The organism is Brevibacillus fortis (assembly GCF_003013395.1).
GTDB classification, from domain to species: domain Bacteria; phylum Bacillota; class Bacilli; order Brevibacillales; family Brevibacillaceae; genus Brevibacillus; species Brevibacillus fortis.
This window is the reverse complement of the sequence record NZ_PXZM01000045.1, coordinates 12591-36687: the sequence shown is the minus strand read 5'-3', so window position 1 is coordinate 36687 and position 24097 is coordinate 12591. Positions and strand designations below refer to the sequence as shown.

The 24097-nt window shown below is 46.5% G+C and carries 24 protein-coding genes and 1 riboswitch; of the genes, 6 read left to right on the top strand and 18 right to left on the bottom strand.

What is annotated here, in order from left to right; translation table 11 throughout:
- Positions 1-32: 32 nt before the first annotated feature.
- From C7R93_RS25110 to C7R93_RS25090, 5 genes are all read right to left on the bottom strand, one after another.
- Positions 33-2159, bottom strand: a complete 2127-nt coding sequence (locus C7R93_RS25110; protein ID WP_106841344.1) for a bifunctional diguanylate cyclase/phosphodiesterase — start codon at positions 2157-2159, stop codon at positions 33-35.
- A gap of 240 nt (positions 2160-2399) precedes the next feature.
- A complete protein-coding gene (locus C7R93_RS25105) occupies positions 2400-3545 on the bottom strand; it encodes an alpha-hydroxy-acid oxidizing protein (RefSeq protein ID WP_106841441.1) in 1146 nt (381 codons plus the stop codon).
- 124 nt (positions 3546-3669) lie between these two features.
- Positions 3670-3948: a spore germination protein gene (locus C7R93_RS25100; RefSeq protein ID WP_106841343.1), complete on the bottom strand. Its 279-nt coding sequence runs from the start codon at positions 3946-3948 to the stop codon at positions 3670-3672.
- Positions 3949-4100: 152 nt separating this feature from the next.
- Positions 4101-4844, bottom strand: coding sequence for an SDR family NAD(P)-dependent oxidoreductase (locus tag C7R93_RS25095; RefSeq protein WP_106841342.1), 744 nt, complete (start codon positions 4842-4844; stop codon positions 4101-4103).
- Between the two features lie 40 nt (positions 4845-4884).
- A complete protein-coding gene (locus C7R93_RS25090) occupies positions 4885-5640 on the bottom strand; it encodes an SDR family NAD(P)-dependent oxidoreductase (RefSeq protein WP_106841341.1) in 756 nt (251 codons plus the stop codon).
- 136 nt (positions 5641-5776) lie between these two features.
- Here C7R93_RS25090 and C7R93_RS25085 point away from each other — a divergent pair, with 136 nt between their 5' ends.
- Positions 5777-6703, top strand: a complete 927-nt coding sequence (locus C7R93_RS25085; protein WP_106841340.1) for a LysR family transcriptional regulator — start codon at positions 5777-5779, stop codon at positions 6701-6703.
- A gap of 51 nt (positions 6704-6754) precedes the next feature.
- On the opposite strand, the gene C7R93_RS25080 is transcribed toward C7R93_RS25085, so the two are convergent.
- From C7R93_RS25080 to C7R93_RS25070, 3 genes are all read right to left on the bottom strand, one after another.
- Complete coding sequence (locus C7R93_RS25080; RefSeq protein WP_106841339.1) at positions 6755-9085, bottom strand: glycoside hydrolase; 2331 nt, start codon at positions 9083-9085, stop codon at positions 6755-6757.
- A gap of 106 nt (positions 9086-9191) precedes the next feature.
- Positions 9192-9947 (bottom strand): VanZ family protein, encoded by a 756-nt coding sequence (locus tag C7R93_RS25075; protein ID WP_106841338.1) that lies wholly within the window; start codon positions 9945-9947, stop codon positions 9192-9194.
- A gap of 4 nt (positions 9948-9951) precedes the next feature.
- The gene (locus C7R93_RS25070) at positions 9952-10278 is read right to left on the bottom strand and encodes a PadR family transcriptional regulator (protein WP_106841337.1); all 327 of its coding nucleotides are present in this window, start codon (positions 10276-10278) and stop codon (positions 9952-9954) included.
- Positions 10279-10742: 464 nt separating this feature from the next.
- Here C7R93_RS25070 and C7R93_RS25065 point away from each other — a divergent pair, with 464 nt between their 5' ends.
- Entirely contained in the window at positions 10743-11006 is a 264-nt protein-coding gene (locus tag C7R93_RS25065; protein ID WP_106841336.1) for a KTSC domain-containing protein, read from the top strand.
- A 64-nt stretch (positions 11007-11070) separates the two neighbouring features.
- Here the strand turns inward: C7R93_RS25065 and C7R93_RS25060 are convergent, their stop codons facing one another.
- The 5 genes from C7R93_RS25060 to C7R93_RS25040 form a co-directional block, all read right to left on the bottom strand.
- Complete coding sequence (locus tag C7R93_RS25060; protein WP_106841335.1) at positions 11071-11817, bottom strand: amino acid ABC transporter ATP-binding protein; 747 nt, start codon at positions 11815-11817, stop codon at positions 11071-11073.
- A gap of 14 nt (positions 11818-11831) precedes the next feature.
- Positions 11832-12491, bottom strand: a complete 660-nt coding sequence (locus C7R93_RS25055; RefSeq protein WP_106841334.1) for an amino acid ABC transporter permease — start codon at positions 12489-12491, stop codon at positions 11832-11834.
- 73 nt (positions 12492-12564) lie between these two features.
- Positions 12565-13341 (bottom strand): amino acid ABC transporter substrate-binding protein, encoded by a 777-nt coding sequence (locus C7R93_RS25050; RefSeq protein WP_106841333.1) that lies wholly within the window; start codon positions 13339-13341, stop codon positions 12565-12567.
- Between the two features lie 161 nt (positions 13342-13502).
- Positions 13503-14210 carry a DNA alkylation repair protein gene (locus C7R93_RS25045; protein WP_106841332.1) on the bottom strand — a complete coding sequence of 236 codons (708 nt, stop codon included), beginning with the start codon at positions 14208-14210 and terminating at the stop codon, positions 13503-13505.
- A gap of 122 nt (positions 14211-14332) precedes the next feature.
- Positions 14333-14518 (bottom strand): hypothetical protein, encoded by a 186-nt coding sequence (locus C7R93_RS25040; RefSeq protein WP_106841331.1) that lies wholly within the window; start codon positions 14516-14518, stop codon positions 14333-14335.
- Positions 14519-14708: 190 nt separating this feature from the next.
- Positions 14709-14797: riboswitch (cyclic di-GMP riboswitch) on the top strand.
- A 193-nt stretch (positions 14798-14990) separates the two neighbouring features.
- Here C7R93_RS25040 and C7R93_RS25035 point away from each other — a divergent pair.
- The 3 genes from C7R93_RS25035 to C7R93_RS25025 all read left to right on the top strand — a co-directional run bounded on the left by C7R93_RS25035 (position 14991) and on the right by C7R93_RS25025 (position 18190).
- Positions 14991-15545: a GNAT family N-acetyltransferase gene (locus tag C7R93_RS25035; protein ID WP_106841330.1), complete on the top strand. Its 555-nt coding sequence runs from the start codon at positions 14991-14993 to the stop codon at positions 15543-15545.
- A gap of 1 nt (position 15546) precedes the next feature.
- Positions 15547-17019, top strand: coding sequence for a methyl-accepting chemotaxis protein (locus C7R93_RS25030; protein ID WP_106841329.1), 1473 nt, complete (start codon positions 15547-15549; stop codon positions 17017-17019).
- Positions 17020-17140: 121 nt separating this feature from the next.
- Positions 17141-18190, top strand: a complete 1050-nt coding sequence (locus C7R93_RS25025) for an alpha/beta fold hydrolase (protein ID WP_106841328.1) — start codon at positions 17141-17143, stop codon at positions 18188-18190.
- Positions 18191-18354: 164 nt separating this feature from the next.
- Here C7R93_RS25025 and C7R93_RS25020 read toward each other — a convergent pair whose 3' ends face one another.
- From C7R93_RS25020 to C7R93_RS25010, 3 genes are all read right to left on the bottom strand, one after another.
- Complete coding sequence (locus tag C7R93_RS25020) at positions 18355-18642, bottom strand: YiaA/YiaB family inner membrane protein (protein WP_106841327.1); 288 nt, start codon at positions 18640-18642, stop codon at positions 18355-18357.
- 87 nt (positions 18643-18729) lie between these two features.
- The gene (gene yhbH / locus C7R93_RS25015) at positions 18730-19887 is read right to left on the bottom strand and encodes a sporulation protein YhbH (protein ID WP_106841326.1); all 1158 of its coding nucleotides are present in this window, start codon (positions 19885-19887) and stop codon (positions 18730-18732) included.
- Between the two features lie 70 nt (positions 19888-19957).
- A complete protein-coding gene (locus C7R93_RS25010; protein WP_106841325.1) occupies positions 19958-21856 on the bottom strand; it encodes a PrkA family serine protein kinase in 1899 nt (632 codons plus the stop codon).
- Between the two features lie 356 nt (positions 21857-22212).
- On the opposite strand from C7R93_RS25010, the gene C7R93_RS25005 reads away from it, so the two are divergent.
- Entirely contained in the window at positions 22213-22428 is a 216-nt protein-coding gene (locus C7R93_RS25005; protein WP_106841324.1) for a hypothetical protein, read from the top strand.
- 221 nt (positions 22429-22649) lie between these two features.
- Here the strand turns inward: C7R93_RS25005 and C7R93_RS25000 are convergent, their stop codons facing one another.
- The gene (locus C7R93_RS25000; RefSeq protein ID WP_106841323.1) at positions 22650-23210 is read right to left on the bottom strand and encodes a hypothetical protein; all 561 of its coding nucleotides are present in this window, start codon (positions 23208-23210) and stop codon (positions 22650-22652) included.
- A gap of 145 nt (positions 23211-23355) precedes the next feature.
- Positions 23356-24081 carry an HAD family hydrolase gene (locus C7R93_RS24995; protein WP_106841322.1) on the bottom strand — a complete coding sequence of 242 codons (726 nt, stop codon included), beginning with the start codon at positions 24079-24081 and terminating at the stop codon, positions 23356-23358.
- Positions 24082-24097 lie beyond the last annotated feature (16 nt).

Sequence of the window (24097 nt, the reverse complement as noted above, 5' to 3'; positions counted from 1 at the left end):
GATGTACTCACCCGGCTTTGCTTCCTGCCATTTTATTGCTTCTCCTGACGCAGGAGCTGGTCAAAATCATCAGTCGGAAGCGGTTTACTGAACAAATAGCCTTGACCGTGGTCGCAGCCATTTTCCTTCAAAGCCGCTACTTGATCATGCAGCTCAATTCCCTCTGCGATGACATTCATTTTGAGACTTTGCGCGATTGTGACGATCGCTTTTACAATGGCTTGACTCTCTTGGTTGTGATGAATGTCGCGAATAAACGAAGCGTCAATTTTGATTGTATCGACTGGCAAGCTTTTAATATAACTAAACGAGCTATAGCCTGTCCCAAAATCATCAATCGATATTTGGATACCGATATCCCGAATCTGTTGCAGGACTGCTGTCGCCTCTTCCATTTTGACAAAAATGCTCTCCGTAATCTCGAGCTCCAGCCAATCAGGGGACAGATTGGTTTCCCGAAGAATATCCTTGATCATCTCGACCAAATCTTTTTGATAGATCTGTCTCGCTGACAAATTGACAGAGACCTTCAGCGTATATCCTTGATCATGCCAAATTTTATTTTGTTTGCACGCCTGTTTCAAAATCCATTCCCCGAGCGCCAGAATCATCCCTGTCTCTTCGGCGATTGGAATAAAGCGATTCGGCGGGATGATACCTAGCTCTGGATGCACCCATCTGACGAGCGCCTCCATGCCTGTCATCGCGCTTGTTACGATATCGATTTTGGGCTGGTAGTAAATTTGGAACTGCTCTTGTTCAATGGCTTTCCGCATCTCATTTTCCATCAAAATGCGCTCCAGTGACTTCGCCTCCATCGTCGGATCGAAAAAGTCATAGCCATTCTTTCCGCGCGATTTCACTGTATATAATGCCGTATCAGCCCGTTTCAGCAAATCTTCGGGATTATCCCCATCCTGCGGGTACAAGGCGATACCGATGCTGCACGACACATTGAACACATGACCATCCAATTCAAACGGCCGCTGCAACTGATTCATGATCTGCTCTGCCAATGCAGTCGCTTCGCTGCGATCTTGCAGCTGGTTCTGCATAATTGTAAATTCGTCTCCACCCAGCCTGGCCACGGCATCTCCTGGCTTGAGACATGCCTGTAGACGCTTTGATGCTTCGATCAGCAACATATCCCCTACGTCATGACCGAACGAATCGTTCACATCCTTGAAGCGGTCCAAATCCAAAAACAGCACAGCTAGAGTCGATTGGAAACGCTTGGCCTGCATCATTTCCTTGCTGAGCTGTTGGACATACATCCGGCGATTTGGCAGGTCTGTCAGCGCATCATGGTAAGCCAAGTGGTGAATCGTCTCTTCGGACTGTTTCCGGTCTGTGACGTCACGGGTTACAAGTAGCAGCTTGGTTACATTACCTTCTTCATCCATAATCGGATTGATTTTGCTTTCTGTCCAGATCACGTCGTTTCTTTGCGTGTTAATCCGGCACTCTACCATGTACTCTTTACGCGTAGAGAAGGCATGCTGAATCGCATAAGCAAAAATATCTCGGTCATCCTCCACAATCCACTCGAACAGGTTGTGGATTTCCTCATCAGGAACAGTATGCTCCCATACACGCTTGTGAGACGGGGACAAATAGAGGAATTCCCCATCCAGATTGATGATGCTGATGATATCCGACGTGTTTTCCGCGATGATGCGATACTTTTCTTCACTCCGCTTCAGCTCGTCTTCCATTTGCTTGCGACATGTGATATCGCTGCGAATGGACAGGTATTGATAGATTTCGCCCGCTTGATTCTTAAATGGCACGATGGTTGTATCGACCCAATAATAGCTGCCATCTTTTGCGCGATTGCGAATTTCCCCCCGCCAGACTTGACCCGATCGTATGCAGGACCACATTTCTTTAAAAAAGCCTTTCGGATGGTAACCCGAATTAAGAATACGATGATCCTTTCCAAGCAATTCACTTCGTTCGTATTTTGATATGCGGCAAAATTGCTCATTTGCTCGCAAAATAATCCCCATATGGTCCGTAATTGCCAAGATCGTGGATTGGTCCAAAGCGTATTTGACATCTGCCAGCTCATTCACAACCATGTTCAGCTCACCATCTTTTTCACGTAGTAGCCCTGCCCAATCTTGGGGTGTCAGTGAAGATAACATTTGGTTTTTCATTTCAATCTCCTGTTTATACTTTCGAATACAGTCAAAAAAAATGATCCTTACAGAAGGATCGTAACGTTCTGAATACAAGTTCGTCCCATTTTACCATGTTTTTCCGAAAGTTCAACGACAACAGCTGCGGTAGAAACAACATTTTTGCAAACTTCTTACGGGGTTCATACAAAAAAAATGAACCAGTGCACGTAGCCTGGCTCACTTTTTTCAACAATGGATATAACCGGGTACCTTCCCTTACAAGCGAGCAAGAATGCTGCGATTGAGGTCTGCGACAGAATTGCTGCCAGACAGCGCCATCGCGACGTCAAATTCATGGATGAGTGTATCTAAAACACTCGCTACGCCCTGCTCTCCGGCAACAGCCAGTCCATACAAGAAGGGGCGTCCAATCAGGATGGCATCGGCACCTAAAGCAATCGCTTTAACGACATCTGCTCCTGTACGCACGCCACTGTCGAGCAAGACAGGGATCTTGCCGGCTACTACCTCGGCGATCGCTGGCAACGCATCCAGCGTAGAAATGGCGCCATCCATCTGCCGCCCACCGTGATTGGAGACGATGATTCCATCTACGCCATATTCTAAGGCAAGTCTTGCATCATCCGGATGCAAAATGCCTTTTACCAGAATCGGTAGACGAGTATGCTCACGCAAAAAAGCGATATCGTTCCAGTTCAGCGCTGGATGATAAATGTTTTTCAACACTTCCTCCACTGCATTCTCCGGTGTTACCTCGGGGAGTCGCGAGCAAAAAACAGGGTCTGTCAAATAATTCGCCAACCCTCTTCCTTCGCGCAGTGGCGAATACCCGTTGCGGAAGTCTCTGCGCTTCCACCCTAGCATGACGGTATCTACCGTGAGGACAATGGCAGAATAGCCAGACTTTTCCGCTCGTCTGACCATGCTCGCAGAAACCTCTCGATCATTCGACCAATAGAGCTGGAACCAGCGATAGGCATCCCCCATCACTTCGGCAATCTGTTCGAGCGAGTGAGCGGACACCGTACTGGCTACGAACGGCACTCCGGCTGCTGCTGCCGCCATGGCAGATGCCAGCTCTCCATCCGGATGTGAAATCGTCTGCATGCCAACAGGAGCCAAGAAGATCGGTGTGCGCAACGCTTGATTGTACATCGAAATACCAAGCGTCCGATTCGTCACATCCCGCATCATCCGTGGAATGATTGCCCAACGGGAAAATGCTACCCGGTTTTCTACCAGTGTTTCTTCTGCCCCTGATCCCCCGGCAACGTAGTCAAATGGCCCATCCGGCAAAACCTCTCGCGCCTTTTTCTCCCAATCCTCAATGGAAATGGGCAGCGCCTGTGTGTCCTTGTTCACACGAGTAAATAAGAGTGATTCCTCGTTTGTTTTCGTCATCTGGTTTGCTTCCTTTCTGCGATCGTCTTTCATTTTTTTTATCTCAATTCCGATAAATTCGCAATAGTCTTAATCTCAATTCTATTGTAGAGCTTGTCCACTCTCTCACGCGCCTTTTTCAAGGCTACTTTTTCTTTTTGCCTTTTCGGGCTGCACGACGGACCCGTTTCTTTGTCTTTATTGTCTTTATTGTCTTCACAGTCTTCATTCCAGCGGCACCTGAACCCACCCATGTATTGGTTTGGCTATTTTCATTGATGACCTTCACTACGTTGCCGCTATTGTTTCCACCCGAACCAGAAAACGCTTTGGTTACGCTTTTCGGAGAGTTGTTTGCCGTATCGCCAAAGTTGATGTTTCCGACATTATTGGTAATGGTCACCGTGCCCACAAAAGTCGGCAAAACTCCTCCCTCCCCGTTGCGTAATGGCTTATTCCCATCTTATTCGAACGGTTTTGCGCCCGCTTGGACGATCGTTGAGGGCATCTGTCCGATGTGGTCTTGCCAAAAAAAATCTCCCCGAGTAGACACATCTACGCGAGGAGAAGACCTTTTTATTGCGCGGTATATCCGCCGTCGACCAGCAGGCTTGTCCCTGTGACGAAGGAAGCATCATCGCTAGCAAGGAACAGAACAGCCTTGGCGACTTCTTCTGGTTTACCCAAGCGTCCCATCGGGTGCAATCCAATCAGGTGCTCGTTTAAGGCTTCATCTCGACCAGCGATCAGCGGCGTGTCAATATAGCCCGGGCAGACCGCATTTACGCGAATCCCTTGCTTGGCATACGTAAGTCCCAGTGTCTGGGTCAAAAGCTTCACGCCACCTTTTGCGGAGGAGTATGCCGTCACACCTGCTTTTCCAGCATGGCTATGGATCGAGCCGCAGTTGACAATCGCTCCGCCAGTTCCTTGCGCCAACATTTGCTCGATGACGTATTTATCACACAAGAACACGCCGGTCAGATTAATATCAATCGTTCTTTGCCAGTCATCCATGCTCAACAGATGACCTGGTGCGTCTTTCGCGATTCCTGCATTGGCAAACAAAACGTCTACCTTTCCGAACTTTTCTACAGTGGCGCTTACCATGTTTTTCACTTCGTCTTCTTTCGTTACGTCCGTTTTTACGAACAACGCATCGAAGCCTGCTTGACCCAGCTCTTCCGCCAATTCATTTCCACGTGGAGAGAAGTCAGCAATCACTACTTTTGCTCCTTCTTTTGCGAAGAGACGGACGGTCGTTTCACCGATTCCACTTGCTCCACCTGTTACGATCGCTACTTTATTTTCCAGTCTCATAGATAACTCCTCCTATTACCAAAATGGTATTCGTAACGTTTTATCGTGCTGTTGCGCCGCCATCGATGACGAATTCCGCCCCTGTGACATGGGAGGACTCGTCAGAAGCGAGGAACAGCACCATATTGGCTACATCCTCGACAGTACCGAGTCGACCTGTTGGAGCAGCCTGTGCCAGCTCTGCTTTGGAATGCTTAGTCGTCTCCGAAGCATAAGACACCATGTTTGTATCAATATAGCCAGGGTGAATCGAGTTCACGCGTACACCGTGTGCCGCATACTCCATAGCCGCATCCTTCGTCATGATGCGAACCGCTCCCTTGCTCGCTCCGTACAATATGTGACCTGGCGCACCAAAAAGTCCGGCGATGGAAGAGGCATTGATGACAGAGCCACCTTGTTGTTTTGCCATAAGTGGCATCACATGCTTCATTCCCAAAAAGACACCGGTAACGTTAATCGCCATGAGACGATTCCATTCTTCCACGGTAATCTCCGCCAGCGGTTTAATGATATAAATGCCTGCATTGTTGAATAGGATATCCACTTTCTCGTATTGTTCCAAGGTGGCTGCCACTACTTGCTGCCATTGCTCTTCACGGCTTACATCATGCGCAATCGCGATGGCTTCTCCACCCGCTTCCTTGATTTCCACTACCGTCTGAGAGGCACTGTCCAGATTAATGTCAGTAACGATTACTTTCGCACCTTCCTTGGCAAAACGAATCGCCGTTGTTTTCCCGATTCCTGTTCCGCCACCAGTAATAATCGCTACTTTCCCTTCGAGTCTCGCCATTGTAAACGCCTCCATTTGTCACGTCTTTTGTACCTGATCTCTTGCCTTGCTTTCATTATAGGACTCTTTTATATTTAAAAATATGTAAACATACTTACCCTTCCTTAAGCACGACTAAAGGATGTGATGATACCACATGCATTTGGAACAACTGGAATATATCGTAGAAATAGCGAAGGCAGGCTCCTTGACCAAAGCTGCTCAGAACAAGCATGTGACCCTCTCCGCCATCAGCCAGTCGCTCTCCAGTCTGGAAGCAGAGCTGGGCGTTGCCCTTTTTACACGCTCGCGTCTTGGAGCATTACCGACCCCTGAAGGGCGTATCATCATCAAAAAAGCGTTCGAAGCCTTGGGCAAGATCCAGGAGATCTGGGAAGAAGCACAAAACTATACAAACACATTAACTGGAGAGCTGAGACTCGCCACGATACCCGGTCCCATGAACTTACTGGTCGATGCCGTCGCGAGCTTTAAAAAAGATTATCCTCACATCCGTACCGAAATTGCAGAAAAAGGCACACAGGAAATATTAGAGGACATTCTTCAGGACAAACTGGACATTGGTCTGGTCATTATCCACGAGAACCTGCTCAAAAAGAGCGAGGGCCTAGGCTTGGTGTTCGAACAGTTGCTAGAGGGAAAAATGGTCGTAGGTGTAGGCAAAAACTCGCCACTTGCCTACCAGGATTCCGTCACACCTGAAGAGCTTCGCCAGCAATCCTTCGTCCTGTACAACGACGACTATGTCAAATGGTTCGTAGAGGATTTTTCCGCTACTTATGGTCCCGTCGACATTTTGTTTACAACGAACAACACAGAAGCGCTCCGCAATGCAATCCGGCAAAATCTCGCCGTAACCATCGGACTGGACTACTCTTTTGTTCATGAACCTCATTTGCAAGACTCTGATTCAATCACGCTTAATTTGGATATTCCTTATCAGCAACCTATCTATTTTGGCTGGGTACGCTCGGAGGAACGGCATTATTCTCGTATTTCGATGAACTTTATCAATCGACTCCAATACGATTTGAAAAGCAAGAAATACCCACCCACTCCATAGTAGAAAAAGGCTGCCGCTTCATTTTCGCGGACAGCCTTTTTCAATTCGTTCCTACTGCGCAGGGGCAAGGAAGTTCTGGATATCGTTACCGTTGATGATTAGAGCTGATCTAGCCTTCACCACTTGACTCTCGTACGTAAAATCTTGCTGTGAAAAATTCGCAATGACATGCATGTCATCCCCGTAGGACGTCTTTTGTACCAGCCTGTCAGGGGTCAGCATTTGAAAATCCGTCATCTCACGTTGCACGGCTTTTTTATGGAACGGTGACCACACCTTCAAATAGTTCAGGATCAGGTCTTGATTGGTATCCCACATCTTACGGTCCAGATGATAAAGTGGTGGAACGTTGTAGAGGAGCTCTTTTAACATCCGCGTTCCTACTTCGTCCTTGATCTTCAGGCTGCTCCACTCCCAATGATGGCTAGTGATAACGGAATCGTTGTACACCAGCTTGTACAGCGGCAATGAATAGGCAGGATCGATATACACATGTCGGTATTCTTCCTTGATCGGAACCTGCTTCGCGTATCTCTCAGGAATATCACCCGCCGGAGACCAATACCCTCCGACATAATACGGGCTCGTCTTGTTTTTGCGCATGTCCGGATCTGCCCATTTGATCACAGGCGTCTCAATTCCATGCGCATACGCGATATTTGTGCTAGCGAAGTCATTACCTGTCTCGGAACCGATGACCAACTTCTTTTCATCCCGAATGTAATCCATTCTCGCAAGCTTCGCCTTCATATCCTGGGCCTGTGTTGTTGGATGCTCCGGCGTGTAGTCATCGTTAAAATCGCCTGCCGCATCCACGTCGATAAACCACGAGTTGAACGCCACATCATTACTCATGATTTCATCCATACGCTGCTTCACGCTAGGCAGCGACAAGGTCGGATTGAGCAAGCGGCCTTGTTGCAGGAACCCGCCCTTCTTTTCTCCGTTTTTCTTCGCTATCGTAGCATTCTCATACAAGCTCTTATCCGCGAAAATCGCCGTATTCCAATCCGGGTTTTCATCCTTGTGAATGGAATGGTAGGAATCGTAGCTGGCAATCAAATAACCCGTGTCATTTGCTTGCTGGATGAATTCCGGCTTCATATAAGCGGCAGTCCAATCTGGCAATCCCAGCCATGCATGGTCGATTCCAGCGGCTTTCATGTCTTTTAGCAAATCTGTCGAGTCCGCATTTCCCCATTTTTCTACCGGCGGAACTACCTCCTGCAACACACTTTTTAGCAGTCGTTTGTTCAAGTCATACAACTGTGATTCATTCAGTGTGTCAATCCCTTTGGCAATCAGTTCTTGAGACTTCGCGTCGATATTCGTAAATAGCTTTGGATTGTAGAACGCAGGCGAACGCAAGGCATAGTTGAAACCGCCGAGAATCGCCTTCTTCTGGTAGGCCGCGACGTAATCCTGCTTTTTGATCTCTCTAAACTGCTGTATGCTCTCTTTTCCATCTGCTCCGTTGTTGGTCAAAATATGCGCCATCCATTCAATGAAGCTCTCATTCAGCTTGTTTTTCAAAGCATTCCATTTCACATCGGCTTCTGACAAAAAGCTCTTGTTCCAAACATAGAAATGCGGAGCGCCATACAGCTTTTCTACGTCCGGGTTGGCTTTGGCTTTTTCGGCCAGCGTCAGCAGTTCTCCGTTTTGTTTCACGTAATTTTTGTATACGCCTGCTATGCTCACAGGGTCATTGTCTGTCACATACAAGCGGAAGCCGTACGTCTTGTCCGGATTCACCGATGGGAATTCGTGTGTGAACGCAAAGGAAAGCGCCGGATCAACCTTAAAATCCACGGTATTGTTAAACAAGTTGTCAGCGACGTACATCAGTGCGTACTTGCTTTTGTTCACAGCAAAAAAGCGCATGGAGAAAGACTCGGCAAAGGTCAGGCTCTCGTCCTTATAGAAAGCTTGCCACTGCTTGTCGTCAGCAGGAATCCACTTCCCTTCGCCGATCGGCAGCATGTAGCTCGGTCCTTTTACGATTGGCCAAGAAAAGCTCTCCGCTCCGGTCGAGGTCAGGGTAATCTGCAAATGATCCTCTTCTTTTTTGATGGACACATCCAGCTTTTCGTCTGGATAGCTCCAGGTCATCTCCTTTTCCCCTTTATGTAGGTTCGTCACCTTGCGCGGCGCCATTGGTTCGGATGCTCGTTCTTTGACCCCTTCCTTTTCCACAAAAACTTCGAAGGTCTCTGGTTTCACGTCAAAAGAAAAAGCCGAATACTGATAGATGCGCTCCTGTTGCTTGACTGGCTGTCCAGTCTGTCCGCTCCCCTGCTTAGCTGCACTACTATTCTCGCAGCCCACGACCATCTGAAGCATAAGTGTTAATGAAATGAGTAAACACGTTGATTTTTTCATCTTTTCCTCCTCTGTCGAACAACTATGTACCTCGTAATACGATGTTAAAAAATATGAGAAGCCGAAAGAAAAGGAAGCACTCTTCTTTTCGACTCTTCTATTGGGATTAAGACGGTGTCGCAGTCAGATCATCATCAGATTGTATCTTCCGGCGGTATCTGTCCATCATAGATGTTCCTACTCGAAACAGCCCGTAACCCACCAATCCTCCGAGTCCATTCAGCAGCAGATCATCGACATCAATGCTGCCTAGAGCAAACAAAAATTGCAGCATTTCGATCACCAGGCTGGCACCAAGCGTGAGAAAAAACACCCGATGCATGTTTTGAAAGGACACGAAAAGCAATGGCAGGAAAAAGCCGAGCGGTACGAACACCGCGATATTTCCAACCAAATTGTACATGATTGTGCCAAAGCTGTAGTTGTCGTAATGAAAAATGTAATCTGACAGCGTTTGAAAAGGTTTTGCGTTTTGAAACAGATGGGTATATTGCGGGACACCGTACTCGATCATCCTTTGTTTCCACTCCACTGAAAATGCTCTACGCCTCCAGCGGTCAGGAGACAATAACAGGAGATAGCTGGCGATGGAGACATACAAGTAGAACAAGAGCATGAACCATTTGCGCATGTATTTATCCAGTAAGGGTAGAGATTCGGACAGCTGCCTTCTGATCTGCCCGATGGGACCGAATCGTTGAATGGTCTGTGAGACAGCTTCATGTTCTCCGTAGCCTTCTTCGATCAGTTCTACCTTCATACTGTTTAAATGATCCAGCAGTTCATCCTTGAGATCTTGCTTTTCCCATTTGGAGCACGGCAAGTGACTGACAACCTGCTCTGCGTATTGTTCGAACTTCACGAGATTACTCACTTCCCTCGTTACAGAGCGTGACTAATCTGGTTAGACTCTGCCAATCCTTCATCTTATCTTGAAGAAGTCCCTGTCCTGTCTTGGTTATCCGGTAATACTTGCGGCGTCCACCTTCGTTGGCTTCTCCCCAATAAGACTCGACGGCCTTTTGCGTTTCCAGTCGCTTCAAAGCTGGGTATAGTGTGCCCTCACCGATTTCATACAGATCATTGCTCTTCTCTCGAATCTTCTTGGCTAATTCATAGCCGTACTGATCTTTTTGTGCGATCAGAGAGAGAAGCAATAAATCGATGCTTCCTTTCAACAGCTCCTTGTTCACAAAAGCACTCCTCCCAGTGACATGCCTAGAGATTATCACACTATACCTCGTGATACAAGGTAAATCATCAAGGAAATTTACGGAATGCATTTTTGGTTCCATGTAATTATTGACAATAATAAAATAGGTAATATAGACTATATTCGACAAGGTTTCTCATGAGTCTACATACTTTCGGATGATCATTCTTTTCTACACGCAAACAGATACTAGGCCCATTGTACGAATCAAAAAGAATATTTTTACTTTTTTGGAGCGGGTTACATTCAATTCGTGACTTCATTCTCTTAAACAGGAGGCACTTACATGCTTGCCGACTTTCCGACGCTCATTCTGAATACGGTTCTCTTAGCCTATTTTGCAATCGGTGTGCTATTTTTGTATTCCGAATCCAAATTTTTGCGTAAAATGAAGACTCGTAGAAATAGATAACCCGATTTTTAGATAAAGGAGTTTGCACTACATTGCGATCTTATTTCCGCCAATTTCTGCCACGTCAGAATCAACCTCCAGAAATTCCATACAAAGAACTGGATTCGAAATTGATCAGAGCTGCTCGCTACGATCTGACTGCAAGCCACCTCTACATCCGTTTTCACGATGGACGCGAGGTCGTTTACTGTCGGGTCACTCCTTACGCTTACAATGCGTTTTTAAATGCTGACTCGTTCAGCGATCATTTTCATTCGTTCATCAGCCAACGGTACTTGAACTATCAGGTGATGTAGCCTGCCTATACAAAATGCCCTCAGCATGTCTTCTCGACACTGAGGGCATTTGTTGTTGATCATACTATTTTAATGCGCGATGCAAAAAAGATTTGGTTCGCTCAAATTTGGCGTTTGTAAATAATTGCTCAGGTGTCCCCGACTCTACGAATTCTCCATTGTCCATAAACATGATTTGGTTCGCTACCTCTCGCGCGAATCCCATCTCATGCGTCACAACCATCATCGTCATATGCTCCTGGGCAAGCTGCTTGATAACTTGCAATACCTCACCTGTCAGTTCGGGATCGAGCGCAGACGTAGGCTCGTCAAATAACAAGATTTGCGGATTCATCATCAGTGCCCTGGCGATCGCCACACGTTGCTTCTGTCCGCCTGAGAGCCTCGCCGGATACGCGTCTGCCTTATCAGACAGGCCGACCTTATCCAAGAGCTCTGCACTCTTTCTGTGGATGTCCTGAGGCGCCTCACCTTTGACTACGCGTGGTGCGATCTCCAAATTTTCCTTTACTGTGAGATGAGGAAACAGATTAAAATGCTGAAAGACCATGCCCATTCTCGATGTGATCTGCTTGATTTCCTGGCTGCTGGCATAAACGCCATCCTTCACCAAATAATCATCTTGTACACGAATGCTGCCACCATTCACCTGCTCCAGATTGACCAAGCTGCGCAGCATTGTGCTCTTACCCGAGCCAGACGGTCCAATAACCGCTACGACTTCGTTCTTACTCACCGAAAACGATACATCTCGCAAAACTTCCTGATTGCCAAACGATTTCTTTAGATTCGATACTTGAATGATATCCATGCAGCGCCAGCCCTTTATTCGAATTTGAATCTTTTCTCCAGCCACTTAAAAAACAACGTCAACAATAGCGTCATAAACAAATAAATGATTCCAGCAATAAAAAACGGAACGATGGTAAAGTCGCGATTCACGGCCGTTTGTGCAAAGTGAAGCAATTCAGGGACAGCAACGGCATAGAGCAGCGCTGTATCTTTTACGAGGGTAATGGATTCATTTGCGACAGCAGGCAAAGCCACGCGAAACATTTGGGGCAAAATAATCTTGTTGGTTGTCTGCCATTTGCTAAAGCCGAGAACCTGCGCTGCTTCGTACTGTCCTTTGTCGATCGACAGCAGTCCTCCACGGAAAATCTCTGCGAAATACGCTGCGTAGTTCAGCACGAAGCCGACACATGCAGCGACGAACCGATCCATCACTAAATACTCTCCCACTACAGGCAAGAGAGGCAGCCCGAAGCAAATAAACAACAGCTGCAATAAGAGAGGGGTTCCGCGCATCACATACACGTACATATGCGCGAACCAGGACAACGCCTTATTACTGCTCTTTGCCAGTAAGGTGATCAGAAAACCTAATGGAATGGAAAGCAGAATGGCGATGATAAACAACAGCACCGTCATCTGCGCCCCTTCTAGCATGGGCTTCGTAATGGAGAGAATGTAGTCTACGCTCATCTTGGTATGCTCCTAATCCTGAAAATAAAAGCGTGGCTCCGCCAATCATTCGGCGAAGCCATCGCTGATCTTCTTATTTCAATACACGATTTTCGCCGAACCATTTTTCTGATATTTTTGCAGCTGTTCCATCCTGATTCATCGCATCCAGCGCTTTTTGCAGCTCATTCAACAATGCCTCGTTGCCTTTTTTGACGCCTACTCCATATTCCTCAGGGGACAGCGATTCTTCCAACTGCTTAAAGGTTCCAGGATCTTTTGCCATATAGTAATCGGCCACAATCTGGTCGATGACGACTGCTTCTACACGACCGATCTTCAAATCACTCAGTGCCAGTACGTTATCAGGGAACTCCGTAATCGATTTGACCTGATTTTTGATATCATTCGCATTAATCGCGTCAGCTGCGGAAGACAGCTTTTGCAAACCAATTCCTTTACCAGCCAAGTCTGACAGCTTGGTCAAATTGCTATTTGCCATCGTGACAACTACTTGTGCGTTTTTCAGATAAGGCTTGGTAAAGAGAACCTTCTCTTTTCTCTCATCCGTAATCGTATATCCATTCCAGATCAAGTCAATACGACCGCTGTTTAGTTCAGACTCTTTTGCACTCCAATCGATTGGTTGAAACTCGACTTGTTTTCCCATTTTTTCGCCGGCCGCTCGCGCATAATCAATATCAAAACCGACTAGCTCATTTTTCTCATCCCGGAATCCCATTGGTGCGAACTTATCATCAATTCCGATAATCAGCTTGTTCGCGTCAGCGCCAGTGTTTGCGCTAGAACAGCCCACTACCAATGAAACCATCGCACTCAACAACAATGACATCCATGCTATTTTCTTCATCGTGATGATCCCCCTCGTTATCCCTACTCTATATTTTACTCTGATAAAGTGGTAATACGTTAACAAGGTATCATGATAGCACATTAGCAAGGAATAGTCGATACTTTAGCAAACAAAAGCACCTTAGAAATATACGCCAAAGGAAAGAGAAAAATGCCCGACTAGCAGATGCACGTCTTTTTCTTTTTTCCGACACTCCCTCGTTCCTCTATCTTTTTGATATACTCCGTAGCCAACGGAACCTTGCAAGCTGTCTGTCCGACATCTACATGTACTTTGCCAATCGCTGCAGCCACTTCCAACGCTTCCTGATGAAGTTCCGGTACATACGCGCCTACTGAAATAACGAATTGATTCATGGTGTACCGTACGCGATTTTGTTCCTGGTGAATCGTCTCCTTCACTCTCATGAGAAGCCTTTTGATTTCTTCTTTATCTAGCAGTTCATCGGGAGTAATCGACAGGTAGTTCGAATACGTATTCCACCCACATGTGGCTACCATCTCTTCTTTTGATTGGAGCCATTCCCGTGCCAGCTCCATGGCAAAATTGCTCTCAGCTGCTACACTCGCAACCGTATATTCGGCAGGCGCGTGCCAAGAAACTTGCTTGACCCAAGCCTGCAGCCGCTCTTTTGTCATGCTCTTCGGGTCAACCGTCAATCCGGCCAAGTACATGGCGTCGTAGTTTCCTGTATCGTACAACGCCAAGACGAGCTGCTGATCACGCTTTACCTCCTTGACCAGCTTTTTCATATCACCGACTCTCACGCCAAACAAAGGTTCTTTAGCCCCATGCCGCAATAACGTTTTTTTCGTCTGTTCTGTCCCCATCGCTTCGAGCTTCTGCATGACTTCTTCCAGCGTCATCTTGTCACCCTCCTTTTTCTTCTATTAATAGGATAACCAGGAGCGTTACCTCCAACACGAAAAAACCCTCCTCATTTAAAGGAGAGCTTTTTCCTGACGAGCTTGACGCCATTATCCTATCCTTACGCCTGACTGCGTACTTTGATATACGAAACATTTCTGACGTTGATGACAACATCATCGTACTGTAGCCATCCACCGTCTTGATTAGCGACCATTTGAATGATCTCTTCCGGTTCCGTCGTTTCGATGCTAATCGTGTCACCGCCACCGGAAAAGTAAAATTGAATCACTTTTACTTCCTTCATAAAATCCCCTCCTATTCCTTCTAGTTATCGGATAGTTGGAAAATTTTTGTTACGGGTGATTTTCGGGAAACACTTTATGAACAATTAGTTAATTTTCCCTACCAAAACTTGACAAGGATATTTCTTTTGGCTTATATTTTCCATAATTATATCTAGCAAAATTCGACACATATTTACAAATTTTGCTAAAAAATGCAAAAGGCAAAGTCATCGAAAGGTGGCGACGCAAAACCACGGGTCTACAGTCTAGTCTTTGACCATGATAGCCGGGTTGCCATCATCTTGTGACCATTTTTTGATGTTGGTAGCTTCGGTTGTTCCATTTTGATGGAACGGCCTTTTTTTGTGTTTACTTTTTTGAAAGGAGGATGAAAGCATTTTCATTTTCATAACGGATGGTAAAGCATAACTTTTGAGACGTCAAACTTACACAACATGATTCAATCAGAGAAAATGATGGAGTGGAGAAGTTATGTACAAACAAGTAGAAACCGTACAAGATTTAGCAAAATTTCATGAAATTAAACAAACAGTCTGGACAAGCATGGGCTTCGAAATGGAGTACGCGAAAGAAGGCTCTGCTCTGTTCCTCTTAATCGCTGAAGATGGTGAAGCAGGTGGAACATTTGAGATGACACCCTTTTCCAATTCAAGTGCTTATATGAAATCACTTTTTCAAGATGTTGTTACAGCAGATATGAAAGTAATGGAGGTAGACAGTCTCGCTGTTTTGCCGAAATACCGCGGACAACTAGGGCAACAAGGCATTTGCCTGATGATAGATTACGCTGAAAAGCAAGGCTACACCCACGCAATCGGTGTAGCAGATCCGACATTTTTTAAGTTTATTAACAAGAAATATCAAGTAAAGGCAACTCAGACCAGAGATATCGTCTTTTACAAAGGGGCCGACGCCATTCCGACCCTTTTCCATCTAAAAGATGTCTATGACAATAAGCACGATCCGAAATATTCCTGGTACAATTCGTCGTCATCCAACCAAGTAAAAGTCGAGGTAGGTGGGTAACATGGATAACATTGATCTATTGAGAAGAAGAAACAATTGGGTCGTAATCGTATTCGCAAGTATTATTACGGTTGTTCAGGTCTTAAACCTTTTTCTAGGCGTATCATACACATTCGTATTCACGATACTGGGTATTTTGTATGGCGTGCTGGCACCTTTTACTTACATCTCCAATCGCCCGAGCTTCCGTGAAAAAGCAGCGCCCTTCATGAAGTTTTTCAACTTGGTCGTAATCGGGATGTTCATGTTCATCGTAGTTGGACTAGACCCGCATATGATCAATATCATGACCATTATGTTCTTTGTAGCAGTCATGGGGATTTATCAAGACCGACTCATTAATATTTTGACGATTGTATCGACATTGGGTATTGTCTCTTACTACTTCCTAACACAGAGAGAAACGATTTTCCATTCGACTAACAATATTGATCTGATGTACTTCCTGCTTACCTTCTGCTTCGTCTCTGTCACGAGCATGATGCATGCTGTATTCAATAACAAGCTGCAACAAGAAAGCGAGCAACAAAAGCAAGAAGCGATTGCCTCGAAGGAATCGTTGCAACGTGTTCTGGATCAGATCAATGAATCACTCACTTCAATGCAAGACTATCAAGAGAATTTGAACAAGGTGACGGATGGCGTGAACGTTCGTGCTGTGGAAACAGTTGCTTCCCTGCAAGACATTATGGAGTCCTTTACGACCCAGACCAGCAATACGGACGAGCTGCGTCGCGAAATGAGCTCGACGAATCTGCAAGTTGAGGACATGACCCGCTCTGTTACGGAGATGCATGAGTACGTAGAATCGACCAAAGAAGCCACTAACGAGAGCGGCAAACGCATCGGTAACATCGGCAATGACTTTGAACGATTCATCAAGGACATCCAAGGTACGAACCAGCTGATCCAAGAGCTCAATAAGGAAACCGAATCGATTGGGAAAATCATTCAAACCATTTCCGAGATTTCTGCACAAACCAATCTGTTGGCACTCAATGCCACGATTGAAGCATCTCGCGCAGGCGAACACGGCCGAGGCTTTGCTGTCGTAGCGGATGAAGTACGCAAGCTGGCTGAATCCTCCAAGCTATCCTCTGAGTCGATCTCGAACCTGCTCATGACCATTCGCGAAAAAATGAAGCTCGTATCGGATATGATTTCCGAGTCACAAACTTCTTTTGAGAAAAATAGCGAGGGCATCCTCGAAGTACAAGAAATGTTCACCAATGTAGATAATTACATGCAAAACTTCGCGGATAAAACGAAAAACCTGCAAGAGTTCATCATTCATGTTCACAGCATGATTCAGGAAGTCGGCGCAAAAGTTGAAGTCAACGCAGATATTACCGACAAGAACAAAGAGAGCCTGGAAGAAGTGCTTGTTCTCGTTTCTGAGCAAAAAGACGAAGTCGTTAAGGTCTCTGGCGGCTTTGAGAAAATCGAACAGCAAATGCGTGGTCTCCATATGTAATCTTCCTGCAACCGCCTTTCAAGGGCGGTTGTTTTCTTTTTTCATTTTGTAACCGAACAGATATATAATAGAAATATTCTGATATTTATGGTCTTACACAATGAAAGGAGGCACATCATTGATGGATACACGAATCGAAACGAAAACCATTCAGACCAATCGCCTGCTCGTTTCCTATCTGACAGCAGGCGTACCGGAAGGAGAACCCCTTCTTCTCATTCACGGCAATGCCTCATCCAACTTGTTCTGGGATGATACCATTGCGGCTCTGTGTGAGCAGTACCGTGTGTATGCTCCTGATATGCGTGGCTACGGAGCAAGTGAAGCATTGCCAATCGATGCGACACGCGGTTTGCGAGACTGGTCGGATGACCTTCATTCGTTTATTCGGGCATTGGACTTGCCAACACCTGTCCATCTTGCCGGCTGGTCGTTGGGTGGAGGCATCGTGATGCAGTTTGCCATCGATTACCCGGAGGAAGTCCGCTCCCTGATTCTAGTCGCCCCGATGTCCCCTTACGGCTTTGGTGGAACCAAGGATATAGCTGGTACCCCGTGCTACAGCAGCTTCTCAGGTTCGGGTGGTGGAGCCGCCAACTCCGAGCTGGTCAAAAGGATAGCAGCCAAAGATATGGGCAATGAAGCTCCCTCCAGTCCTCGGAATGTCATGAACCAGCTCTATTTCAAGCCCCCGTTCCAGGTTGCCCTAGAGCAGGAAGACCGTTATGTGAGTGCAATACTCTCCACGCGGATTGGGGAGGACTTTTACCCCGGTGCCTTTGAATACGTAACCGATTGGCCCGGTGTTGCTCCTGGATCGACGGGGATTACGAATGCGATTTCTCCTAAATACGTAAATTTGTCCGGTATTGTCCAGATGGAGCCGAAGTGTCCGATTTTATGGATTCGCGGTGCGGATGATGCCATTATCTCAGATCAATCGCTTGCTGATTTCGGTACGCTGGGCAAACTTGGCTATGTACCCGGCTGGCCGGGGGAAGACGAATATCCCCCACAACCGATGGTCTCACAAATTCGGGATGTGCTGGAACAATATCAGCGAGCTGGTGGTTCCTATCAGGAGATCGTCATGGAAAATGTGGGGCACGCTCCACACATCGAGAAAGCAGAGGAGTTTGTACAGCTCATTCGAAAAACCGTCAGGGCATGATCTGAAGTGACCCCAAAAAGTTAGACATGTCATTGTCATTTAATTAGGCGGCTGCCTGGGCATAAGTTCGGTATTGTACCGGACTCATGCCTTTTTATTTTGCCTTAATCCGTTTGTGATTATAGTATTCGATATAGCTAGCCATTCCTCGATATGTAACCAGGCTATTTATTCGTGTCTTTCTCCGCTTTCGACACCTTCAAGTTCAATTCTCTTTCTTGCTCCTCGATAATCGCTCGATCCTCTGCATTATCTCTCACTACTTTTTGCGTCAAAATCGATCCAACTGCTACCAGAAGCATGCATGCGATATAGTACCCCTTTTCGTGCAGTTGAAGACCAGTTGCATTGTATAAACCAATGGAAAATAGCAGTACGCCTGCGCCTAATGTAAAGTAGGCCAAGAAAGTGAAGGCTCCTGTGTTGCGCATCCGATGCTTTTGTGGATACATAGTAACACCCCTCACATTTTGTTCATGTGGCTCATGCTAACAAATATAAGTCAACCGGACGATTTCTCGCCCGGTTGCCTCTATAGACTACTTCACAGCTTCTTTTTTCCCAAAGAAAGTACGCAACGCCTTGTAAACCTCGCCCTTTTCCCGAATGACACAATGCATGAATTTCGGCTCTTTGATGTGGCGATATGCTGACATGAGGGTGCTGTGCCTATTATACTGATTCACTTCGCCATAGCCGAACATGTTGCATCTCTCCATGAGCTCTTTGACCAGCTTTACGCAACGCTCATTGTCAGACGTGAGGTTGTCGCCATCGGAAAAATGGAATGGATAAATGTTGTACTGTGATGTCGGATAGCGGCTATCGATGATCTCCAACGCTTTTTTATAGGCAGAGGAGCAGATCGTCCCCCCGCTTTCCCCTTTTGAGAAAAAGGTGTCCTCCGTCACTTCCTTCGCATCCGTATGATGGGCGATGAAGACGATCTCGACTTTTTCATACTTGGTGCGCAGAAAACGTACCATCCAGAAGAAAAAGCTGCGAGCGATGTACTTTTCAAACACACCCATACTTCCCGAAGTATCCATCATCGCAATAATGACTGCGTTGGAATGAGGCTTGATGATCTCTTCCCACGTCTTGAAGCGTAGGTCGTCATCCGTGATCCCCAGCTCCATATCACTGTAGCCTGCCAGCGCATTTCGGCGGATGGCCGCAATCAGCGTACGTTTTTTATCAATGTTGCCCATCAAGCCCTTTTTCCTGACATCATTGAACCGAGTCTCTTCCACGACGATTTGTTCCTCATCTTTTTGTTGAAGGTTCGGCAGCTCCAGCTCGGCGAAAAGCATCTCCTGCAATTCTTCTACGCTGATTTCAGCCTCGTAGTAGTCTATACCTGGCTGGTCGCCCGCTCCCTGACCTTTTCCAGCCCCTTGCGCCGGATCGCCGTCACGGGCTATGACATCGCCTACTTTACTGTTTCCTTTACCTTGACCGCCATGTTTTCCCTTTTGGAAGTTAAAACGCAATCGGTATTCATCCAGGGAGCGAATAGGGATCTTAATGACTTCCCGACCATTCGACATGATGATGTTTTCTTCGCTGACGAGATCGGGCAGATTTTTTTTGATCGCTTCTTTCACTTTTTCCTGGTGTCGATTTTGGTCCTGGTACCCTTTGCGGTGCAGCGACCAGTCTTCCCGGGAGACAATGAACGATGATTCATCTTTCATGCCGTCTCCTCCTAGCAACTGGCGCAATCTGCGCCGAATATGACGTGCTCCTCATGTCGCCAACGTTCTGTCATCTGTTCAACAAACTTCCCACGTAGCGCAGCAACTCATTTGCGCAAACCGGGCAATATTGATGCTCTTCGATAAGGCGCTTGGTGACCTCATTAATTTTCTTGAGCTGATGTTCATCTGGTGTTTTGTTCGAGGTCGTAATCTTGACGACATCCTTCAGATCGGCAAACAGCTTCTTCTCGATAGCTTCCCGCAGACGATCATGCGTGCTGTAGTCAAAACGCTTCCCTTTACGTGCATAGGCCGAAATACGGATAAGAATTTCTTCACGGAAGGCCCGCTTGGCATTTTCCGAGATGCCGATTTGCTCCTCGATAGAACGCATCAGGCGCTCATCTGGATCCATCTCCTCACCTGTAACGGGGTCGCGGATTTTGTTCATGTTGCAATAAGCTTCCACATTGTCCAAATAGTTATCCATGAGCGTTTTAGCCGATTCTTCATAGCTGTAGACAAACGCCTTCTGCACTTCTTTTTTCGCCAGCTCGTCGTATTCCTTGCGCGCGATGGAGATGAAGTTCATATACCTCTCCCGCTGCTCCTTGGTGATGGATGGATGCTGGTCAAAGCCTTCTTTTAGCGCCCGAAGAATATCAAGCGCATTGATGCACTCCGTGTCGCGGCGGATCAGGGCACTGGAGATACGGTTAATGACATAACGCGGATCAATACCAGACATTCCTTCATCGGCATGCTCGTTTCGCAGCTCTTCCAGATCGGCTCCCTTGAAGCCTTCCACCGATTCACCGTCATACAACCGCATCTTTTTCAGCAGATCTGCCCCTTGTTTTTTCGATTCCTTCAAGCGGGTCATAATGGAAAAGACTGCTGCTGACCGGAGAGCGTGCGGAGCAATATGCACATGCCCCAAGTCGGATTGCTTAATTAATTTAGAGTATATTTTTTCTTCGTCACTGACACGCAGATTATACGGCATCGGCATGACGATAATCCTTGATTGCAGTGCCTCATTTTTCTTATTCGCAATAAAAGCCTTGTACTCCGATTCGTTCGTATGCGCCACAATCAGCTCATCTGCAGAAATGAGGGCAAAACGACCTGCCTTGAAGTTTCCTTCCTGTGTCAGCGATAGGAGATGCCACAAAAATTTCTCGTCGCATTTCAGCATTTCCTGAAACTCCATCAATCCGCGATTGGCTTTGTTCAGTTCACCATCAAAACGGTAAGCACGAGGGTCGGACTCAGAGCCGTACTTCGTAATCGTCGAAAAGTCGATGCTGCCCGTCAAATCGGCAATATCCTGTGACTTCGGATCGGAAGGGCTAAATGTACCGATCCCGACACGATTGGCTTCAGAAAACAAAATCCGGTGAACAGGGAAATCCTCGATGCACCCTCCGAATTCGGTCTCCAACCTCATCCGGTTATAGGGCGTCAATTCTCCTTCAATCTTGATTCCCAGCTCTTCTTCCACCTCTGGACGCAGATCGTGCGGAATGAGATGAAGTGGTTCTTCGTGCATGGGGCAGCCATCAAGTGCATAGATCGCTCCGTCTTCCGTCCGGGAATACTCTTCCAGTCCTCGCTTGAGCATCGTCACGAGCGTAGACTTACCGCCACTGACAGGTCCCATCAAGAGCAAGATGCGTTTGCGGACATCCAGACGACGTGCAGCTGAGTGGAAATATTCCTCCACTAGGCGCTCAACAGAACGATCCAGTCCGAAGATTTCTCGACTAAAAAATTGATACGAACGTGAGCCGTCCTCGTTCTCTTCAACCCCCGCACTTTTAATCATGTTGTAGACGCGTGAATGCGCCGTCTGGGCAATTTGCGGATTTTTACGTACCAGTTGCAAATATTCAGCGAATGTTCCTCTCCACATCAGGTTTTCTTCGCGGGCTCGGTGCTCAGCGATCCGTTTTAAAATGTCCATGTTCGACACTCCTCCTCTTAAGCCCCTCTCTCTTCCCAACGACAATGTACTCTCATGTATATGTCCGCCTGCGGTCACGCATTCACGTGCAAGCCGTTTTCTCCGGTTGCCAACAGGCTCTTACAGCCTTTACATATGTGTATGCGAGACATCAGCACAAGTTTCAGCAATCTTCCCATAAAAATACGGCACATTACTTTTTTACAGCTTGGAAGATTACGGAATTGTAAGGTTTAACGGGCGTAGCTGTAAGTTGATTCGATGGTTTGTAAGCCCATCTCCCCTGTAAAATACAATCATAAGCAGCATACACGGATGCCAATACGGATTGGCATAAAATAACAGGAGGAACAATCATGGACATTCAAGTAGAACGCATTCAAGTGAAAAAAGGACTTTATTTGACCGGCATCGCGAGCTTGGTGATTCTGGCGATATTTATTTACCAAGCAGTGACAGGAATGGAACTCGATACGGGTGAAATACTGAGTGTGTATATTTCGCTTAGTGCATTTTTGAAACTTGTGCATGACTATCGAAAATTGTCTCACTTAAGGGCACAGCAGCTTTAATTCGTTTGCAAAGTGGGCAGGCTACGCTATAATGAGAGTAGTTTGTTTACGAAAGGAGCTGTCAAACGTGGGTACATTTATCGTAGCATTGGTCTTCGGAGCTTTTCTGTTTTTCATTCTGACAGCTGGCTACAACGAGGACAAAACCTGGAACATGTAAGGATCATCCAGGAAAAAAAGCAGGCTGCCTACTAGGGCAACCTGCTTTTTTTGTTTTCTTGTTATTTCTTATTCTCTTTCTTTTCTGCTTTCTTCACTTCGATCTCTGCCTTGATTTCTTTTGCGCTCTTTCCTGCTGTGTCAACGCCCCACTTGGCAGCCTTTTCTTTCAGGCTCTCGAGCTGCTCTTGCTTCTTCGCTTCTTTTGCTGCCTTTTTCTCAGGGTTTTCTGCTTTTTTAGCTTCTTTTGCATTTTTAATGGCCGCTTTTACTTCCTTCGCGGTTTTACCTGTCGTGTCAACGCCCAGCTTCCCAGCTTTATCGTTTAGCTTGGAGAGTTGTTCTTGCTTCTTCGCTTCTTTTGCTGCTTTTTTCTCAGCGTTATCTGCTTTCTTTGCTGCTTTTGCTTCTTGAATCGCTGCTTTTACTTCCTTATTTGTTTTATCCGTGGTTTCTACGCCCCACTTGGCAGCCTTCGCGTTCAGCTTGGCTCTGTTTTCTTCCTTTTTCTCCGCTTTCGCGTGCTTAACTGTTGGGGTCACTGCTGTATCCGCCGCAGCCACTGCAGATATACCGCTAAACAGCAAGGTAGCCATCACCAGAGACGAAACAAGTTTTTTCATGTAGAATTTCCTCCTTTATTATGTAAAACATGGTCGTACACACCTAGCCTACCTGATGATTTTGGGAAAAGTATGTGAAAAAGCAGGCTTGACCATTTTTTTAAACGGACAGCCTGCTTCTCGCCTATTCTTTCATGGTCGTTTCTTAACGCGCAAACACACCGCTTTTTTCAGAAATCGCCGTAAACAGCTCTTCTAATGATCCACGCTGATCTACCGGATACTGAGGCTCACCACGGTCTTCCATCCAATTCGTTACCAAAAATGTTTTCATCCCCAGCTTGGATGCGACCATGTCTTCCTGCATGTGATTCCCAACCATGACACAATCTGTCGGTTCAGCCCCGAGCTTTTGGCAAATTTCATTGTAATATCCATGATTCGGCTTCGTGAAATGCGATTCCTCGTAGTTGGTAACCAGCTCAAAATCATCCGGGGACATCCCGATCCAAGCAAGGCGATGATGAATCGCATCACGCGGGAAAACAGGATTCGTCGCTACTGCAACCCGAAATCCTTGCTCTTTGGCAGCAGCAATAATCTGCTTTGCCCATGGCGAAGGATACGTCAGGTGAGAAAGTGTCGGAAATACATCGCGATAAAATGAATCGAACAGCTGCCATATTTCCTCTCGATCCCACTCACTGTGTTCGGTAAAATGTTCGATAAAAACTTGCTCATTCGTCTTGTCAGGCTCTTGGTTCATGATCATTGCCTTTGTCGCATCCCAAATCAGCGCCAACAGCTTTTCCGTATCGTACTGATCTCCGACATGACGACCTACTTCAACCAAGTAACTTTTGACAAAGGGTTCTGTCTGCATCTCTAATAACGTACCGTCCAAATCAAACAGGATGGTGTTCACAGTCATAATTGCTCTCTCCCTC

Coding starts and splice junctions, on each gene's coding strand:
- C7R93_RS25110 (WP_106841344.1), bottom strand. CDS start 2,159: ATGAAAAACCAAATGTTATCTTCACTGACACCCCAAGATTGGGCAGGG.
- C7R93_RS25105 (WP_106841441.1), bottom strand. CDS start 3,545: ATGACGAAAACAAACGAGGAATCACTCTTATTTACTCGTGTGAACAAG.
- C7R93_RS25095 (WP_106841342.1), bottom strand. CDS start 4,844: ATGAGACTGGAAAATAAAGTAGCGATCGTAACAGGTGGAGCAAGTGGA.
- C7R93_RS25090 (WP_106841341.1), bottom strand. CDS start 5,640: ATGGCGAGACTCGAAGGGAAAGTAGCGATTATTACTGGTGGCGGAACA.
- C7R93_RS25085 (WP_106841340.1), top strand. CDS start 5,777: ATGCATTTGGAACAACTGGAATATATCGTAGAAATAGCGAAGGCAGGC.
- C7R93_RS25080 (WP_106841339.1), bottom strand. CDS start 9,085: ATGAAAAAATCAACGTGTTTACTCATTTCATTAACACTTATGCTTCAG.
- C7R93_RS25060 (WP_106841335.1), bottom strand. CDS start 11,817: ATGGATATCATTCAAGTATCGAATCTAAAGAAATCGTTTGGCAATCAG.
- C7R93_RS25055 (WP_106841334.1), bottom strand. CDS start 12,491: ATGAGCGTAGACTACATTCTCTCCATTACGAAGCCCATGCTAGAAGGG.
- C7R93_RS25050 (WP_106841333.1), bottom strand. CDS start 13,341: ATGAAGAAAATAGCATGGATGTCATTGTTGTTGAGTGCGATGGTTTCA.
- C7R93_RS25045 (WP_106841332.1), bottom strand. CDS start 14,210: ATGACGCTGGAAGAAGTCATGCAGAAGCTCGAAGCGATGGGGACAGAA.
- C7R93_RS25040 (WP_106841331.1), bottom strand. CDS start 14,518: ATGAAGGAAGTAAAAGTGATTCAATTTTACTTTTCCGGTGGCGGTGAC.
- C7R93_RS25035 (WP_106841330.1), top strand. CDS start 14,991: ATGTACAAACAAGTAGAAACCGTACAAGATTTAGCAAAATTTCATGAA.
- C7R93_RS25030 (WP_106841329.1), top strand. CDS start 15,547: ATGGATAACATTGATCTATTGAGAAGAAGAAACAATTGGGTCGTAATC.
- C7R93_RS25025 (WP_106841328.1), top strand. CDS start 17,141: ATGGATACACGAATCGAAACGAAAACCATTCAGACCAATCGCCTGCTC.
- C7R93_RS25020 (WP_106841327.1), bottom strand. CDS start 18,642: ATGTATCCACAAAAGCATCGGATGCGCAACACAGGAGCCTTCACTTTC.
- yhbH (WP_106841326.1), bottom strand. CDS start 19,887: ATGAAAGATGAATCATCGTTCATTGTCTCCCGGGAAGACTGGTCGCTG.
- C7R93_RS25010 (WP_106841325.1), bottom strand. CDS start 21,856: ATGGACATTTTAAAACGGATCGCTGAGCACCGAGCCCGCGAAGAAAAC.
- C7R93_RS25005 (WP_106841324.1), top strand. CDS start 22,213: ATGGACATTCAAGTAGAACGCATTCAAGTGAAAAAAGGACTTTATTTG.
- C7R93_RS25000 (WP_106841323.1), bottom strand. CDS start 23,210: ATGAAAAAACTTGTTTCGTCTCTGGTGATGGCTACCTTGCTGTTTAGC.
- C7R93_RS24995 (WP_106841322.1), bottom strand. CDS start 24,081: ATGACTGTGAACACCATCCTGTTTGATTTGGACGGTACGTTATTAGAG.